Raw genomic sequence first — 16442 nt, forward strand, 5'->3', positions numbered from 1 at the left:
AATTTCTTATTTAATATTAGAGACATATTGTAAGACCTCTACTATTTTTTTCATTGCTACTGGCTCAGAATAATTATTAATTAAAACATCTCTAGACGATTGTATATTATCTTTGGAAGTGTTTTCTATGATCTCTAGTATAGCTTTTGCTAAAAGCTTAGGGTTTTCAGGTGGAACAATCCAACCAATTTGATGCGCTTTAATCATACAAGCAACTTCAGAGTATTCATCCATAATTGCCAATAAAGGCTTATCAGCAGCCATTGAAAAATAAGCTTTACTCGGCACTCCTAAACCCAACATTCCATCAGCTAGAGTTACAATAGCAATATCTCCAGCATTTAATCCATTAGATTTCGCATTCTGTTTCACAGGTCCAATATATCGTATATTTGGATCATTTAATGTTTCTATTGCGTGATTAAGTTGTTCCACATACGCCCCATCCCCCATAAATAAAAATTTAGGTCTCTTCGACGGTTCGATCAGCTTAATCGCTTCAATAATATTATCTACACCTTGTACACGACCAATATTACCAAAAAATTGAAATACTGGTGACTCATTTTCCCAATTTAATTTTTTCAATATCTCATTTGAGCTTTTTTCTTCTACTTCAATATCATTTTCATCAATCCAATTTTGGATCACAACGCTATTACTTTGATTTGTTTTGGTGTCGACTAAATCTTTCATATCTTGGCCAATTACAATCAACTTTTCAGGAGTTGCATAGAAAACATCAAAAACTTTTTTTAAAACTTTATAAAGAAAATTTTCCTTTTTCAAAACCTTAGCAGCCACTAAGTTTTCAGGAAATACATCATGAACAAGTAATACCCATTTAAAACCTATCACTTTTTTAGCAAAGTAAATGACAACCAATAGAAAAATAGGTGTGGTTCCCGTAAACACAATATCTTGTTTTTTAACATTTTTTAATATTTTAATCAAAAAACGAAAAGAAATGATCAATTCAAAAAACAACCTTTGAATCAAACTCTTCTTATTCAAATTCAAATCTTTAACAATGATGCTTTCAGGATCGATAACATCATTGTTTTTGTCTTCTTTGATAATCAAGCATAGCTCAGAACCATATATCTTTTTCAAATGGATATATAACTTATGAAATAGATATCCTGTCGTATTTTGATTTGAATGATAATATTCCGTTACTAAGTATGTCTTTTTCATCATCTAATTGCCTTAATATTTTTTCCAAATTACACGATTAACATAGTCTGTATAACTTAAGATAATGCGTGCTATTTTTTCTGAAACATTTGGCATACTGTAATCTTCGACTAATCGGAGCGTTCTTTCATCCCCTCTAGCTTGGTATTCTAAAATCTGCAACCCTTGCAAAATACGTTCAGAAGTTAAGCCAACCATCATGACCGCTGCTTCCTCCATACCTTCTGGACGCTCATGCGCTTGTCGTAAATTCAGAGCTGGAAAGTTTAGAATAGAAGACTCTTCATTAATCGTTCCACTATCAGATAAAGCTGCTTTGGCACAAAGTTGTAATTTATTGTAATCACTAAAACCTAGTGGTTTTAACAATTGTACTAACGGATGAAATCTTACGCCCATTTGTTCGATACGTTTACGTGTTCTAGGATGAGTGGAAACGATCACAGGATAATTATATTTTTCCGCCACGGCATTTAACATTTCAACCAAATTTAAGAAATTTTCATCTGAGTTGATATTCTCTTCTCGATGTGCACTCACAATAAAATATTCGTTCTCTTTCAACTTCAATTGTTCTAATACATTTGAAGATAGAATTTTCTCTTTATAATAAGTTAATACTTCAAACATTGGGCTACCTGTTTTGATCACAAGATCAGCGGGCAAACCCTCAGCAAGCAAATAATCACGGGCAATCGTGCTATAAGTCAAATTAATATCAGCAGTATGATCTACAATTCGTCTATTAATCTCTTCAGGCACTCGCATATCAAAACAACGGTTCCCCGCTTCCATATGGAATGTCGGAATTTTACGTCGCTTTGCTGGAATAACGGCTGTACAACTATTGGTATCACCTAATACCAATAATGCATCAGGTTGAGCTTCCTCTAGAACCTTATCTACTGCAATGATAACATTACCAATTGTTTCTGCCCCAGTAGCCCCTGCTGCATTTAAAAAATGATCTGGCTTACGTATACCTAAGTCCGTAAAGAAAATTTCATTTAATTCATAATCATAATTTTGACCAGTATGTACAATAACGTGATCAAAATATTTATCGCATACGGCCATCACACGAGATAAACGAATAATTTCTGGGCGAGTCCCTACAACTGTCATTAATTTTAATTTTTTCACAAAATAACTCTTTAATTAGATAATGGCATTGCATATGTATCTGGTTTTGAACGGTCAAATATTTCATTTGCCCATAACATCACCACCATTTCATCACCACCAATATTAGTAATGTCATGCGTCCAACCAGGTACTGTTTCAACAATTCTAGGCTCTTCACCAGAAGTTTCCATTTGATAAAACTCACCAGTAATCACATTTTTAAACTTAAATAAAGCCTTACCTTTAATGACCAAAAATTTTTCAGTCTTGGTATGGTGATAATGCCCACCACGTGTAATGCCTGGATGAGCTGTAAAATATGAAAATTGTCCCGCATCAGGTGTTTTCAACATTTCTACAAACACACCACGATTATCTCCATATTTCGTTACGGTATAATCAAACTGCTTTGGACTAAAAAAACTTAAGTATGTTGAATACAATGCACGAATTAAACCTGTACCTACTCGATCTGTAATCAAAGACTCTCTTGAACCTTTAAATCCATAAATTGTTTCAGCAAGTCGCCCAACGGAAATTTGATATTCAGGTTTTATTTCAAATGGCTCATTTGCTGGATATTTTTGGTTTAAAATATCCCAAATCGTTTCAACTACATCATCAATGTATACCAATCGAATCAATCCATTTGGATCATTGATTTGTATAGGTAAATCATTTGCAATGTTGTAACAAAAAGTTGCAACTACTGAGTTGTAGTTCGGTTTTGACCATTTACCAAAAATATTGACCATTCTAGAAATGTAAATTGGATTCTCATTTTCTTGATTTAATTTGGTTAAAGCTTGTTCGCCACCAAGTTTGCTTTGGCCATAAACATTGTGTCTTTCTGCCTGAATAGAAGAAGATAATATAATTGGTGTTTTTTTATTATTTTCTCGTAGAATGTCACAAATTTTTTCAGTAAGTGAAACATTCCCTTCTATAAATTCTCCATCGTTTTTAGGTCGATTTACACCAGCTAAATGTACAATCCATTCAGCATCTAAAACTAATTGCTCTAACTCTTGCTCAGTTGAATCACGATATAATTTCAATATTTCAATATTTTCTTTTTCAGATAAATATTGAATCAAATTTTTCGCAACAAAACCATTTGCACCCGTAATCAAAACTTTCATTTTAAACCTCAGGGGATTTGTAAATACCGTTGGTTAAATCACGGATAAATTCAAGTTTAAGCAATAATTTTTTCATACCATCAACATCTAAACGTGTTGTATTGTGTGAATTATAATCTTCATATTCAACAACTTCGGTATTACCGTCTTCAATATATTTTTCATAGTTTAGATCACGCTGATCTGCTGGGACTCTAAAATAATCTCCAAGGTCTTCAGCACATGCTTTTTCTTCTCGACTGAGAAGTGCCTCAAAAGCTTTTTCACCATGACGAGTACCAATCACATTGATTTGGTGGTCTTTTTTATTAAGCATTTGTGTAATTGCACATGCTAGTGTATCAATGGTTGCTGCTGGTGCTTTTTGTACGAAAATATCACCATTTTGACCATGATTAAATGCATACAGTACAAGATCAACTGCATCTTCAAGTGTCATCATGAAGCGAGTCATATGTGGATCTGTAATCGTAATTGGTTTTTCTGCTCGTATCTGGTCAACAAATAATGGAATAACTGAACCTCGAGACGCCATAACATTACCATAACGAGTACCACAAATGACGGTCCCTGTGCCTTCAAGGTTACGTGATTTTGCAACCATTACTTTTTCCATCATTGCTTTCGAAATACCCATAGCATTGATTGGATAAACAGCTTTATCTGTACTTAAACACACCACTCGAGAAACTTTATTTTGAATCGCGGCTTCGAGTAAGTTTTCTGTACCTAAAACATTTGTTTTAACTGCCTCTAAAGGATAAAACTCACATGAAGGAACTTGCTTGAGTGCAGCAGCATGAAAAATATAATCCACTCCACGTGTTACGTTGAGAACTGAATTAAAATCACGGACATCTCCGATATAAAACTTAAGCTTAGATGATTGGTACTTTTTACGCATATCATCTTGTTTTTTTTCATCGCGACTAAAGATACGAATTTCTTTAAAATCACTGTCTAGAAAACGCTTTAGTACAGCATTACCAAATGACCCTGTACCACCTGTGAGTAATAAAACTTTATTTTCAAACATTAAAAACTCTCGTTAACTAATCTTGTGATTAAATCTTTTTGCTTCAACCATTTACTTTCAGGAGTTAGATAAGACTTTTGAACCTGTTCCAAACCTTTTTGAAGCAATACTTTTTGTTTAGACTCATTAGATTCTATTTCTAGAATTTTTTCAGCAATATCTTTAGCATCATATGGATCAAAGTAGACTGCAGCCTCACCACACAATTCTACTGCAAAATCCAGATTAGATGTTAACAACACCTTTTGACTAATAAATGACTCTGGATACACTGCGGTAGAAGCTTCTGCTAATGTTGGTAATAAGACAAAATCTGTTTTAGCATAAAGATCAACCATCTGCGTGTTATTTACTGGACCAAAAGTATTAAAAAAGTTTTCGACTTTTTTACTTTTTGCATCCGAAATAATTTTAATCCAATGTTCTGACTTTTCATCAATCAAAAAATTAAAAACAATATGTGTTTTATCGCTACAAAGTAAATTCGAAGCAACATCAACTAAAATTTCTAAATTTTTGTGTGGATAATATGCAGTAGGAACAAGAATCTCTAACTTTTCTTTACTCTTTCTTTCACTTTTTTTATTCAAGAAATTGGCATTAAAACTATTTTCAATTACAAAAATTTTAGAATCATTAAAACCTAAAAACTTACTTACACGATCTTTAAAAGCATTAGTTTCAACTACAACATAATCTGAGTTTTTTCTCATTATTCTGGCTTTATATGCATTCAGCATTTTTTGATAAAAATATTCAATTCTATTATTTTTATAAACATTGTTTCTTGTATCAGGATATACCATTAATGGCAAGGCAAATCCTTGTAAAGTTTTGCCTTTAGGCCTCCAATAAGACGGGCCAAAAACAACAAATACTAAATCTGGATTATGTTTTTTTTCAATATTTAATAATCTTTTACCTTGTCTTTTTTTTCCAAAAATATTTTCATTTTTTTCAGGATAATAATGTTTAACGCTAAACTTTATTTTGCTTGTAAGTTGAGCATCAACTTCCTCTGAAGTAACACATATAACTTCAAATGCAGGGTCGAGAGCAATATTATTGATCAGTGCTAAAGCCACTTGTACTCCACCACCTTTTGAGCAAATCGAAGCATCTACTAAAACTTTCATGAACTACCCACCAACTCTTGAAATAAGACTTCCCACTTCTTCATTATATTTCCAATTTTATAATCATCTGATTTTTTAAGTGCTCTTTTAGCCATTTCATAACGTAAATCCTCATTTAATATCATTTTTTCAATTGACTCAGCAAGCTTATCAACATCACCATTTTTAACTAACAATCCACAATCATTATCCACAATAATTTCACTAGGACCAGTTTCGCAATCAAATGAAACTATAGGCAATCCGCAAGTTATACTTTCAATTAATACCATTGGTAACCCTTCAAAACGAGAAGACATTACAAAAAAAGAACTATCGTATAACTCTTTTTCCACCATTTTGGTCAATCCTCGTAAAAAAATAGATGAAGAAAGACCAAGATCTTCAATTTGTAATTGTAATTGATTCTTTAGCTCCCCATGTCCAAAAATATCTAACTTCCAATCAGTATGTTGATTGGATATTTTTGACCATGCACTTATAAGCATATCATAGCCTTTTTGAACATCTAACTTACCGATTGCTACAACTCTCTTAGAATTCAAATTAGGAATTTTTTTTGTTTTATTTATTATTGGAGATGGATTCGGTATCAATTTTACTAAATTCGAAGCTCCCCCCCAAGCATTTAAATTAACTTGCGTAAGAACAACTATCTTATCCAATTTCCTTGCTTGCAAATCATGCTGTATATCACGAATTTTACCTATCAATTTCCAGAATAAACTTATTTTACCATTTGCTTTCAAAAAACTACTTCTAAAGTGCTTATTGAAATGACTTTCGTAAATTTTTTTACAAGGTAAATCCAAATCACCTAAAAACTCTAGCTCTTTACCACCCATTGTAATACAAATATCAATAGAATATTTTTTGATGATACTTTCAATTGATTTTCTATAACTATTATTTAATTTGTGAATTTCTTTTATTTTATCTAGAAAGTTTTTAGAAAAAAGATCATTATAATTTAATTCCAAAAAAACAACTTCAACTTCCCTATTTAAATGAAAAAAAACTGTATCATTAGCTCGCATTTCAGTCGTTACTATAACAACATGATATATTCCTGTAGCGATTAAATAATTAGCTTTTTCAACCAAAACTCTTTCCATCCCTCCTGACGTTGTAAGAGAAGGTATAAAATACAAAATATTAATCACAACTTACCTCTATTTATTTAGAAATATAACCTTGATAATCGACAATTTTAAGCATCTTCCTATACTCCTCATCACTATAAAACATTATTTGCAAAGGAGAAATTAGAACCATACTTATAGGATTTCCATTTAAAAGTGAATCCTTTCGAATATAAATATCTATTAAAAGAAAGTTAATGCATAAAATTAAAATCAATAAACAATTTACAATTTTTCTACCATTAATAAACACTAAAAAAACTACAATATAAACATAAGAAAACAATGTTATATGAGTAAAATACCTAATAAATACTATAAAACTGATAGAAGCAAGGCAACCCGAAATAATTAAAAAATTTAAAAAATTTGAATATTCCTTTGCTTTTTCAACCTTTGGCAATACATTCATAAAATAAAGCAAAGCAAAACAAATATTGGTTAATGCTAAGATTGAATTAACTATAAAAGCTTGAAAATTCCCAGAACCTGAGTCTGCACCGGTATTCGTATTTGTTAAATAATTTGAGAATTGAATTTTTATTAATTCAAATGGTATAAAATCAATCAAGTATGATATAAAAACAAAAGAAAACATTATTGAAAATAAAGAAACTACAAAAGCAATATTTTTACTAATTTTAAAAAATCTTGATAAAATAAAGAATATTATCAAATAGGCAAATGACAGATGAAAAAAAGCAGAAAAAAGTACTAGAATATATCCTATTTTTTTCTCCTTAAAAATAACTAAAAAAACACCATACATAAAAAACCCAGAAGCTAAATATGCTCTTAAAACTGTACTAGCAAAAATTGGATTTATTAAAATAACAAGCCCAAATATCAACAATAATTGTCTCTTAATAGACCAATCAAAATAATTATAAACAATATCAATAGCTTTCAAATGAAGAAATATAATAAAAAAAACAAATAGACTTGGTAGAAAATAAAAAGGAATTCTTAATTCATTAAAAACAGTTGACACCAACTGAAACGAAAAATAGTTGTGAAATACTAATTCGATATTCCGACTAGAATCAAATAAGTCTAAATACCTAATTAAGTCATAAAGCGGTGGATTCTTTAAAACCATTAAAGCAAAAAATAATGATAAAAGTATATAAAAGAAATTTAATTGTCTTTTTTTTATGCCATGCATTGCGACAAGAAGTCCAATAAGTGGAGAAATAAAAAAAATAACTCCACTTAATAAATTTTTCTTATCAATCTTGCCATTATACATTATCATACCTACTTAACTTCAAACAATCAGCTTACATTCGACCTAAAATCTTATACAGGATAACAAAAAATAATCCAAAAAAATAAAAAAGTTTGCTTGATCTCATTAGCTGGCTTATCTCGACTTCTGGAATTTTCCGAAGTTTAGATATATTAAAAGCTTGAATAAAAGATTTTTTTGAAATTAAAAAGCTAACATATGCCATCAAAAAAGATACATAACTTCTACTATACAAAGTATTACTCTTTAGCCTAAATCTATATTCATTAATAATTTTTTTATAGCTTTCATCCAATTTTATTAAATTTTCGGAACTTTTGTTATTCAAACTACTTGTTAAGTTGGTTCGATATAAATAAAGACTATCTTTTAAAAACATAATATTACTAGCCTCTATAAATAACTTTGGCATTAACCAAGCATCTTCAAAATACATTTCTGAAGGAAATAATTCATTTAAAAACAACTCTTTCTTATAAATATTCAACCATGGAAACCATGCCCCCTGATTAAATATTTTTATTAAAATTTCAAAATTTTTCTTATAAAAAAAACTATTCTGTATAACTTCTATAAATTTCGCACTATCATTTCTGTCTTTAATAAAACTACGAGCACTAAATCTTATAATATCAGGACTATAATTATTAAAAACATTAAAAATCTCTATAAAGTAGTTACTTTCTAAAATATCATCTGAATCTAAAAAAGCAATATAGTCTCCATGAGATTTTTTAATTCCATTATTTCTAGCTACACTTTGCCCCCGATTTTCTTGATCAATAAAAATAAACTTATCCAAATGAAAGTTATAATTTTCAGCAATATATTTTTTTGCCATTTCCATTGATTTATCTGGTGTTCCATCATTAATAAGTATAACTTCAACACCATCAATTAACTGAGTGCATACACTTTCTAAACATTCAATTATATAATTTTCTACTCTATATATAGGAATAATAACACTTAACTTAACCATCAAACCTGCTCATTTCTATATGTTGACAATAAAAACATACGCTTCTGTGTATCAAGTATAATTTGATCTCGATAAAAGTAATTAAACAAAGTAAAAGACATAACCTCTGTAATCAAAATTGCAAAAATTGCGCCATACAGTCCCCACATATAAACAAATAGAGCTGTTAAAATGATATTAAATGCAACAAGGTATAAAGTTTTTTTCTTTAAATAGTCATATGCATTAAATTTCAATAAATATTTTTCTGCAATAGTTGATAAACCAGAAAACAGTGTAACAACTACAGCAAAAAGCAAAATTTGATTGACGCCAGCATATTCTACACCATACAACATCTGAATAATATAATTCCCTGCAATAGCAAAAAAGAGCATCACAGATAAACAAATACAAATTATCACTAAGCTTAATTTAGCGACCATTTTTTGGCATTTTTCAAAATTTTTTTCTGTATAAATCTGTGTAAAATAAGAACTAATAACTGCAACTAAAACAAAGTAAAAACTATTCCCCAAAGTCATAGCAACTGTATAGATACCAAGATCATGTGGCGATTTTACTCCTAGGAAAAGCTGTGATGTTTTTGTAAAAATTGCAACCGATAAAGAATAAAAGACAAGTTTACGTCCAATCCCCAACATAAACTTTCGATATCTCTTAATTTTTTCAATTGTAATACTTACTTGAACGTGCTTTCGTTTTAAATACAAATGTCTTCTAATCGTAAATGGAATGAGTGTAATTAAAACAATGGGAACACCCAAACACTCTATGGCAAGCTGAAATTTTGCTATACAATATCGAATAATTAATGAAATAATTAATGCTAAAATATTACAATAAGCATTTATTTTTGATTGGAGAGTTGCATTAAAATATATTGAATAAACATCATGCACTGCAAAGTAAATAGCAATACTTGTCGCAATTGAAAAGACAAATGTTAAATAATCTGCAACAAAATAAATATAAAATAAAGTCGACAATGATAAAGTTAAATATATTATATCTCTTATAATTTTTGTCGAATCAATAATGTATTCCCCCAATCTTCTGTCTTTTGCTGTTTTTTGAAAAATAATATTTTCAGAGCCTAACATTGCAACTGTTTGAATGATTGCAAAAATTGAACTAGCAAATGTTAACTTTCCAAAATTTTCAGGACCGATATATTTAGCGACAAAAGATGTTACAAAAATAAGACCCAAAATAGAAATAAGTTTTTCAGACATCATCCACAGTGAGTTGGTGAAAACTTTATTTTTAAATTTTTGAAATATTTTCACTAACTCACACTACTTTGAAATGACTGCTTATAAATTAACTAATAAATCATACTATTTACGAATTTTTTGAGCGATCCTAGAATGATAATAGTTTGGCCAAATTAGACTTGTAATCTAACTGTTTACAATAGTATCAGACTTTATAAATGAAAAAGCTATTAGATACATTCCTACATACATTTTTATGATACCCAACCTGCCTTTTTTAGCTTACAATTCACTTTCAAGATGAGACTTTAAGCAACAACGCAATATAAAATAAGGGTTTTGAATGTGAAGTATCCGTACACATCACTGTTGACAATTTTAGCGATTTCGTTTTCTGGTTGTGCGATCACGTCAGGACTTCAAACCTATGATCTGCCTGAGCAAGGCCACTATAAAACTGATCAGGGCGCCGAACTTTCAGTTGTACAACTGAATCAAAATAATATTCCAATTTTAAATACAACTAGCCAATTAAGTTCAAATAATCTTGTATCATTATTTAATAACCCACAAAATATTTATCGTTTAAGTGCTGGAGATGTGCTTTCAATTCAGCTTTGGGCGTACCCTGAAATTACCCCACCAATCCAGGATGCAACCAACATTAAAGCTGTGGGTTACCCGATTGATCCGAATGGCAATGTCCAATTACCTTTAGTAGGGTCAGTGCGTATTGCAGGTAAAACTTTAGCGGAGACTAATCGCTTTTTACATCAGCAATTTTCAAAATACCTTAAACATCCTGATGTTGTGGTTCGCGTGCTTTCTTATGAAGGACGTCGTTATTTTGTCAATGGTCAAGTCATGCGTAGTGGCCAATATACTTTAAATGACCAACCAATCAGTATTTATACTGCATTGGGTCAGGCAGGTGGTATAGATACTAAAACAGGTGATACCACCAATATCCAACTGATCAGAAACGGGCAGACCTATAATCTGAATACCATTCAGCTCGAAAAACAAGGATTGTCTCTGCATCAATTATTAATCCAACCCAATGACACGATTTTTGTGAATACTAAACAAGATCAAAAACTCTATGTCATGGGTGAATCAAGCCGTAGCCAAGCGTTGACTCTTCGCGATCAAGGGATGACCTTAAGTGATGTACTTGGTGAAAGTGAAGGGATTAACCCAACTTCAGCAAGTGCTGCACGTATTTATGTAATGCGTACTGACCTTAGCACCAAGCAGTCTACAATTTATCATCTGAATTTAAGCAGTTTAGGTAATTTAGCCTTAGCCAATCAATTTGCCATGCAAAAAAATGATATTGTTTATATTGATGCTACAGGGTTAACCCGTTGGCAACGGATTATGAATCAAGTGATTCCATTCTCAAGCGCTCTATATAGCTTTGATCAATTGGGTAAATAGAATGCAGATTCAAAACATCTTGGTGGTTTGTGTTGGCAATATTTGCCGTAGCCCAATGGCAGAGTTTTTTTTAAAGCAAAGCCATCCTAATCTAAAAATAGAATCCGCAGGGCTTGCTGCCATGGTTGGTCATTCAGCCGATAATAAAGCCATTGCTTGTATGGATGGTTTAAATATTGATATGCGTTCACATGTTGCACGACAAATCAATGCAGAATTGATCAAGAAAGCTGATCTCATCCTAGTGATGAGTAAAAACCAATTACAACATATTGAACAAAAGTGGCCTTTTGCTAAAGGAAAAGTATTTCGTTTAGGGCATTGGCAAGCTCAAAATGTGCCAGATCCATATCAACATGATCAAGCTTTTTTTGATGAAACATGTAAAAATATCCAAGCTTATGCCAATGACTGGCAATCACATCTATAAATTTTAATTAGTTGTTTACCTATGAACCAAAATTCAAAAACTAATGATGATACGATTGACTTAAAAGAGTTATTCTTCTCTTTAATCGCTCAATGGAAAGTGATTGCGCTTTGTGTCATTTTATCCTTAATCTGCGCGCTACTTTATTTACGTGTAACATCACCTGTCTATTCTACAGATGCACTGGTTCAAGTTGAAGATGGAAAAAGTGCTGCCTCTGCTGCTCTTATGGGGGAACTCAAAGATGTTGCTGGTGGCTTGGGGCAAAAGTCTCCTGCTGATGCTGAAATAGAAATCTTAAATTCGCGGCTTGTACTTGGAAAAGTGATAAAGAATTTGAATTTAGATATTCAAATTCAAGACAATGTAGATACTTTCTTTCATAAATTAGTATCCAAAGAAAAATCTAAACTTAGCTATAGTGCCAAAGCAGTTGATTTTCAAAAGAATCAGTCTAATTTTTCTATTTTAAAGCTAGATATTCCAGAATATTATTATGATAAAAAACTCACTTTAAAATTTATAGATAAGAAACAATTTAGTTTAGCTTATAAAGATCAAGTTGTATTTCAAGGCACACTCAATCAGCTTAACCAATCTCAAGACAATAAAGGATTGTGGTCGGTTCAAATTAATAGTTTAAATCCTTTTCAACAAGACTTTACCATCAGTAAACTTTCTCTCCCTTCAGCTGTCAAATTAATTCAAACAAGTTATTCGGTGGCTGAAAAAGGAAAAATGACAGGAGTCATTGGCCTCAGTTATAACGGAAATGATCAACAGCATATTACTCAGGTTCTCAACAATATTCTGAGCGTTTACCATGAACAGAATATTGAACGTAAAAGCTTAGAGTCTAAACAAACCTTAAGTTTTCTGGATCAGCAACTGCCAGAGTTGAAACAGCAACTTGAAGAATCCGAGATTAAATTTAATAAATTCCGCGAACAATACAATACCGTTGATGTCACTCAAGAATCAGAGTTGATGCTAAAGCAAAATGTTGAATTGGAGAAAATGCGGATAGAGTTAAAGCAAAAACAAGCTGAATATTCTGCGAAGTATACTCCTGATCATCCACTGATGACTGAAATTAATGCACAGCTTGCTGCGATTGATAAAAAATCAACTGAGCTTAACCAAGCCATTAAACGTTTACCTGAAACCCAACGCTTATATTTACAACTGTATCGTGATGTTAAAGTCAATACCGAACTTTACACCTCATTATTAAATAGTTACCAACAATTAAAAATTGTGAAAGCGGGTGAAATCGGTAATGTTCGTATCATTGATACTGCCGTAGAACCTGTTAAACCAATTAAACCAAGAAAATTGATTGTGTTAATTCTTTCCATTTTTGTTGGTGGCTTTATTGGAGTAATGATTGCATTACTACGTAATATGCTTTCATCGGGTATTAAAGATTCAAGTCGTATTGAAAATGAACTTGATCTCCCTGTATATGCCACTGTACCCCGCTCTCCGATTCAAGAAAGCCGAGTACAATTGCTGAAAAAGAAAAAGTCGATTCCTATTCTTGCGGCTAAAAATAGTGAAGACATTGCCATTGAAAGCTTGCGTAGCATTCGAACTACGATTCACTTTGCTTTAAATAAAGCAAAAAATAATATTATTGCCATTTCAGGACCCGCTCCAGAAATTGGTAAATCATTTATCTCGACCAATTTGGCCGCGATTTTTGCTCAAGGAAATAAAAGAGTTTTACTCATTGATGCCGATATACGCAGAGGCTATTTACATAAATATTTCAGTCATGACACTTCACCAGGTTTGACTGAGTACTTAGCAGGTCAAAACACTATTGAACAATGTATTGTTCATTCAAACACTGTAAACAATTTAGATTTTCTGCCACGTGGTAAAAATCATAGTCATGCTGCTGAAATGCTCGGTTCCAATCGTCTTAGCGAATTATTGGAACAGCTTTCTCAGCAATATGATCATATTATTATCGATACACCGCCTATCTTGGCAGTAACGGATGGCATCATTATTTCTCAATTTGCTGGTGTAAACCTTGTTGTTGCACGTTATGCAAAAACTCAGATGAAAGAACTTGAATTAACCATCAATCGCTTTGAACAAGCAGGAAGCAAAGTGAATGGTATTATTCTCAATGATGTTCGAGCAACCGCTGGAGGTAATTATGGCTATAATTATGCTTATGCCTACACCGCCTCTAAAGATGATTGATATCGAATGAGTAGCAAAAAAGCCAGATTGAATCTGGCTTTTTTGTGCCGAGTTTTTAAACAATATAACTGTATATTTTTAGTTGTCATCATCAGATAACTATATCGTTTACGATGAAGAAGTTATATGCTTGAGCAGATTATGCTAATGATCAAATTAGCCTCTTAAAAGATTAAAATTTGGAAATTTTTATGAGTAAAGCCTTACCCATCGCAATTGCTGTAATCTTAGGTGGTGCTGCACTTGTACCTGTTTATTATGCATCTCAACATCCTGCTGATGTAAACAGTCATTCAATGTCAAAAAATGCTAAACCTGTAGAAAAAATTAGTTATGCACTTGGTTATGAAGTTGCGAGCCAAACCCCACCGGAAGTCGATGTGAATACATTTATCAGTGGTATTCGTGATGGTCATGCTAAAAAACAACGTGCCTATACAGATGAAGAATTACAAGCTGCGTATGTTGACTTCCAAAAAGAAATGCAACAAAAGCAATTACAACAAAGCAAACAAACAGCTTCATCAAATGACTCATTCTTAGCTGAAAATGCGAAAAAAGAAGGTGTTAAAACAACAGCCTCAGGATTGCAATATAAAATCACCAAAGAAGGTACAGGTAAACAGCCTGCTGCTACTTCACAAGTCACAGTACATTACAAAGGTCAGTTGTTAGACGGCAAAGTATTTGACAGTTCGTATGATCGTGGTCAACCCGTTGAGTTCCCTTTAAATCAAGTGATTCCTGGTTGGACTGAAGGTTTACAACTGATGAAAGAAGGTGGAAAAGCAACCTTATATATCCCTGCAAAATTGGCTTATGGTGAACAAGGTGTTCCGGGCACGATTCCTCCAAACAGCACTTTAATTTTTGATGTTGAACTTGTTAAAGTGAAATAACATTTAAGAAAAGGAGAGATTTACTCTCCTTTTTTGGATTTAAATTATGAAAAAAACACTTATTGTGCTTAGTCTTAGCATGCTGAGTACAGCAGCTTTCTCAGCACCGATTAACAATAAAAGCTCCCAACAAGATCAACTGGGTTATAGCTATGGTTATGTCATGGGCCGTACCAATGCTGACACCTTAAAACAAATTAATTTAAATGCCTTTATCCAAGGGATTAAAGAAGGTTCTACGGGTCAGAAAGCAAGCTTAACTGATGAAGAAATGGCAAAAGCACTTGCACAATATAAACAGCAAACTGAAGCAAAACAAATGCTTGAGTTTAAGCAAGCTGCAGATGTAAACGCCAAACAAGGCGAAGCTTTTCTTGTAGAAAATGCGAAGAAAGCAGGTGTGATTACTCGCCCAAGTGGTTTGCAGTATAGTGTTTTACAACAAGGCACTGGAAAATCGCCCTCTGCAAAATCTAAAGTCTCTGTAAACTATGAAGGTCGTTTATTGGATGGGACTGTATTCGACAGTTCTTTTGCACGGAATGAAGCTGTTGAATTTCAAGTTAGCCAAGTAATTCAAGGATGGACTGAAGGTTTACAACTGATGAAAGAAGGCGCGAAATATCGTTTCTTTATTCCAGCAAAACTTGCCTACGGCGAGATTGGTGCGGGTGATGCGATTGGCCCAAACAGCACATTAATTTTTGATGTAGAACTATTAAAAGTTTTACCTTAGTTTCAATGCTAAATAGTTTTAAAAATAAAAAGCATCGCTCAATTGCGATGTTTTTTATGCTCTAATAAAAAATCTTATCGCATTTCATAGACGTAAATTCATTCCTTGGTCAAACTTACAGTACTGTATCTTATATTCATAGTCAAACCAGCTAATTATTCACACAAGTGATTTCTATCAAGTTACTGATTATAAACTAAGCTTATGTTTTTATATGAACTTTTAGAAACTGTTGTTATCAATTCATTTTTTTACTTTTGAATCATAGATGATTATCCTACCGTGGGGCGACATGGATGTCGCCGTTGGGCGGGGGTACAGGACGTACCCCTCGCCTAACATGAGCAAAAACAAAGCACTGCTTTGTTTGCAGCGCAAGGTTTGGCATCCTCTACGAAAAGTGAGACATCGCCTGCGCAAAGGTATTTAAACGTTAAATGTAAGGTGTGGCATTGCAAGATTTTTTATAATTAAATAATTTATTTTTCCATTTA

The 16442-nt window shown here is 32.2% G+C and carries 14 protein-coding genes; 5 read left to right on the forward strand and 9 right to left on the reverse strand.

The annotated features are described in order from the left end of the window. Positions 1-6 precede the first annotated feature (6 nt). Genes ACG9ZL_RS11725 through ACG9ZL_RS11765 form a run of 9 tightly spaced genes read right to left on the reverse strand, consistent with a single transcriptional unit; the run spans position 7 to position 10247 of the window. Entirely contained in the window at positions 7-1200 is a 1194-nt protein-coding gene (locus ACG9ZL_RS11725) for a glycosyltransferase family 4 protein (protein ID WP_419360093.1), read from the reverse strand. Between the two features lie 9 nt (positions 1201-1209). Continuing rightward, positions 1210-2340: a non-hydrolyzing UDP-N-acetylglucosamine 2-epimerase gene (gene wecB / locus ACG9ZL_RS11730; protein ID WP_419360095.1), complete on the reverse strand. Its 1131-nt coding sequence runs from the start codon at positions 2338-2340 to the stop codon at positions 1210-1212. An 11-nt stretch (positions 2341-2351) separates the two neighbouring features. Next, entirely contained in the window at positions 2352-3464 is a 1113-nt protein-coding gene (gene wbjC / locus ACG9ZL_RS11735; protein WP_419360097.1) for a UDP-2-acetamido-2,6-beta-L-arabino-hexul-4-ose reductase, read from the reverse strand. A 1-nt stretch (position 3465) separates the two neighbouring features. Beyond that, positions 3466-4500, reverse strand: a complete 1035-nt coding sequence (locus ACG9ZL_RS11740; RefSeq protein WP_419360099.1) for a polysaccharide biosynthesis protein — start codon at positions 4498-4500, stop codon at positions 3466-3468. Beyond that, complete coding sequence (locus tag ACG9ZL_RS11745) at positions 4500-5636, reverse strand: glycosyltransferase (protein ID WP_419360101.1); 1137 nt, start codon at positions 5634-5636, stop codon at positions 4500-4502. Before ACG9ZL_RS11745 ends, ACG9ZL_RS11740 begins: the two co-directional genes overlap by 1 nt. After that, entirely contained in the window at positions 5633-6799 is a 1167-nt protein-coding gene (locus ACG9ZL_RS11750) for a glycosyltransferase family 4 protein (RefSeq protein ID WP_419360103.1), read from the reverse strand. The genes ACG9ZL_RS11745 and ACG9ZL_RS11750 overlap by 4 nt, the downstream gene beginning before the upstream one ends. A gap of 13 nt (positions 6800-6812) precedes the next feature. Then, on the reverse strand, positions 6813-8027 hold the full coding sequence (locus ACG9ZL_RS11755; protein WP_419360105.1) for an EpsG family protein: 1215 nt from the start codon (positions 8025-8027) through the stop codon (positions 6813-6815). A 31-nt stretch (positions 8028-8058) separates the two neighbouring features. Then, a complete protein-coding gene (locus tag ACG9ZL_RS11760) occupies positions 8059-9009 on the reverse strand; it encodes a glycosyltransferase family 2 protein (protein ID WP_419360106.1) in 951 nt (316 codons plus the stop codon). After that, positions 9009-10247, reverse strand: coding sequence for an MATE family efflux transporter (locus ACG9ZL_RS11765; protein ID WP_419360144.1), 1239 nt, complete (start codon positions 10245-10247; stop codon positions 9009-9011). The genes ACG9ZL_RS11760 and ACG9ZL_RS11765 overlap by 1 nt, the downstream gene beginning before the upstream one ends. Positions 10248-10571: 324 nt before the next feature. Between ACG9ZL_RS11765 and ACG9ZL_RS11770 the strand changes: the two genes are divergently transcribed. The 5 genes from ACG9ZL_RS11770 (at position 10572) to bamJ (ACG9ZL_RS11790) (ending at position 15948) form a co-directional block, all read left to right on the forward strand. Continuing rightward, positions 10572-11666, forward strand: coding sequence for a polysaccharide biosynthesis/export family protein (locus tag ACG9ZL_RS11770; protein WP_419360108.1), 1095 nt, complete (start codon positions 10572-10574; stop codon positions 11664-11666). A 1-nt stretch (position 11667) separates the two neighbouring features. Next, positions 11668-12096, forward strand: a complete 429-nt coding sequence (locus tag ACG9ZL_RS11775) for a low molecular weight protein-tyrosine-phosphatase (protein ID WP_419360110.1) — start codon at positions 11668-11670, stop codon at positions 12094-12096. Between the two features lie 21 nt (positions 12097-12117). Continuing rightward, entirely contained in the window at positions 12118-14313 is a 2196-nt protein-coding gene (locus ACG9ZL_RS11780; protein ID WP_419360112.1) for a polysaccharide biosynthesis tyrosine autokinase, read from the forward strand. 191 nt (positions 14314-14504) lie between these two features. Next, entirely contained in the window at positions 14505-15212 is a 708-nt protein-coding gene (bamJ, locus tag ACG9ZL_RS11785) for a BamJ family beta-barrel-assembly machinery protein (protein WP_333664539.1), read from the forward strand. 46 nt (positions 15213-15258) lie between these two features. Further along, entirely contained in the window at positions 15259-15948 is a 690-nt protein-coding gene (gene bamJ / locus ACG9ZL_RS11790) for a BamJ family beta-barrel-assembly machinery protein (RefSeq protein ID WP_419360115.1), read from the forward strand. The last annotated feature ends 494 nt before the right edge of the window (positions 15949-16442 follow it).

This window comes from Acinetobacter legionensis (assembly GCF_048551735.1).
GTDB lineage: Bacteria > Pseudomonadota > Gammaproteobacteria > Pseudomonadales > Moraxellaceae > Acinetobacter.

Coding starts and splice junctions, on each gene's coding strand:
- ACG9ZL_RS11755 (WP_419360105.1), bottom strand. CDS start 8,027: ATGTATAATGGCAAGATTGATAAGAAAAATTTATTAAGTGGAGTTATT.
- ACG9ZL_RS11765 (WP_419360144.1), bottom strand. CDS start 10,247: ATGATGTCTGAAAAACTTATTTCTATTTTGGGTCTTATTTTTGTAACA.
- ACG9ZL_RS11780 (WP_419360112.1), top strand. CDS start 12,118: ATGAACCAAAATTCAAAAACTAATGATGATACGATTGACTTAAAAGAG.
- ACG9ZL_RS11760 (WP_419360106.1), bottom strand. CDS start 9,009: ATGGTTAAGTTAAGTGTTATTATTCCTATATATAGAGTAGAAAATTAT.
- ACG9ZL_RS11745 (WP_419360101.1), bottom strand. CDS start 5,636: ATGAAAGTTTTAGTAGATGCTTCGATTTGCTCAAAAGGTGGTGGAGTA.
- wbjC (WP_419360097.1), bottom strand. CDS start 3,464: ATGAAAGTTTTGATTACGGGTGCAAATGGTTTTGTTGCGAAAAATTTG.
- bamJ (WP_419360115.1), top strand. CDS start 15,259: ATGAAAAAAACACTTATTGTGCTTAGTCTTAGCATGCTGAGTACAGCA.
- bamJ (WP_333664539.1), top strand. CDS start 14,505: ATGAGTAAAGCCTTACCCATCGCAATTGCTGTAATCTTAGGTGGTGCT.
- ACG9ZL_RS11775 (WP_419360110.1), top strand. CDS start 11,668: ATGCAGATTCAAAACATCTTGGTGGTTTGTGTTGGCAATATTTGCCGT.
- ACG9ZL_RS11740 (WP_419360099.1), bottom strand. CDS start 4,500: ATGTTTGAAAATAAAGTTTTATTACTCACAGGTGGTACAGGGTCATTT.
- ACG9ZL_RS11725 (WP_419360093.1), bottom strand. CDS start 1,200: ATGATGAAAAAGACATACTTAGTAACGGAATATTATCATTCAAATCAA.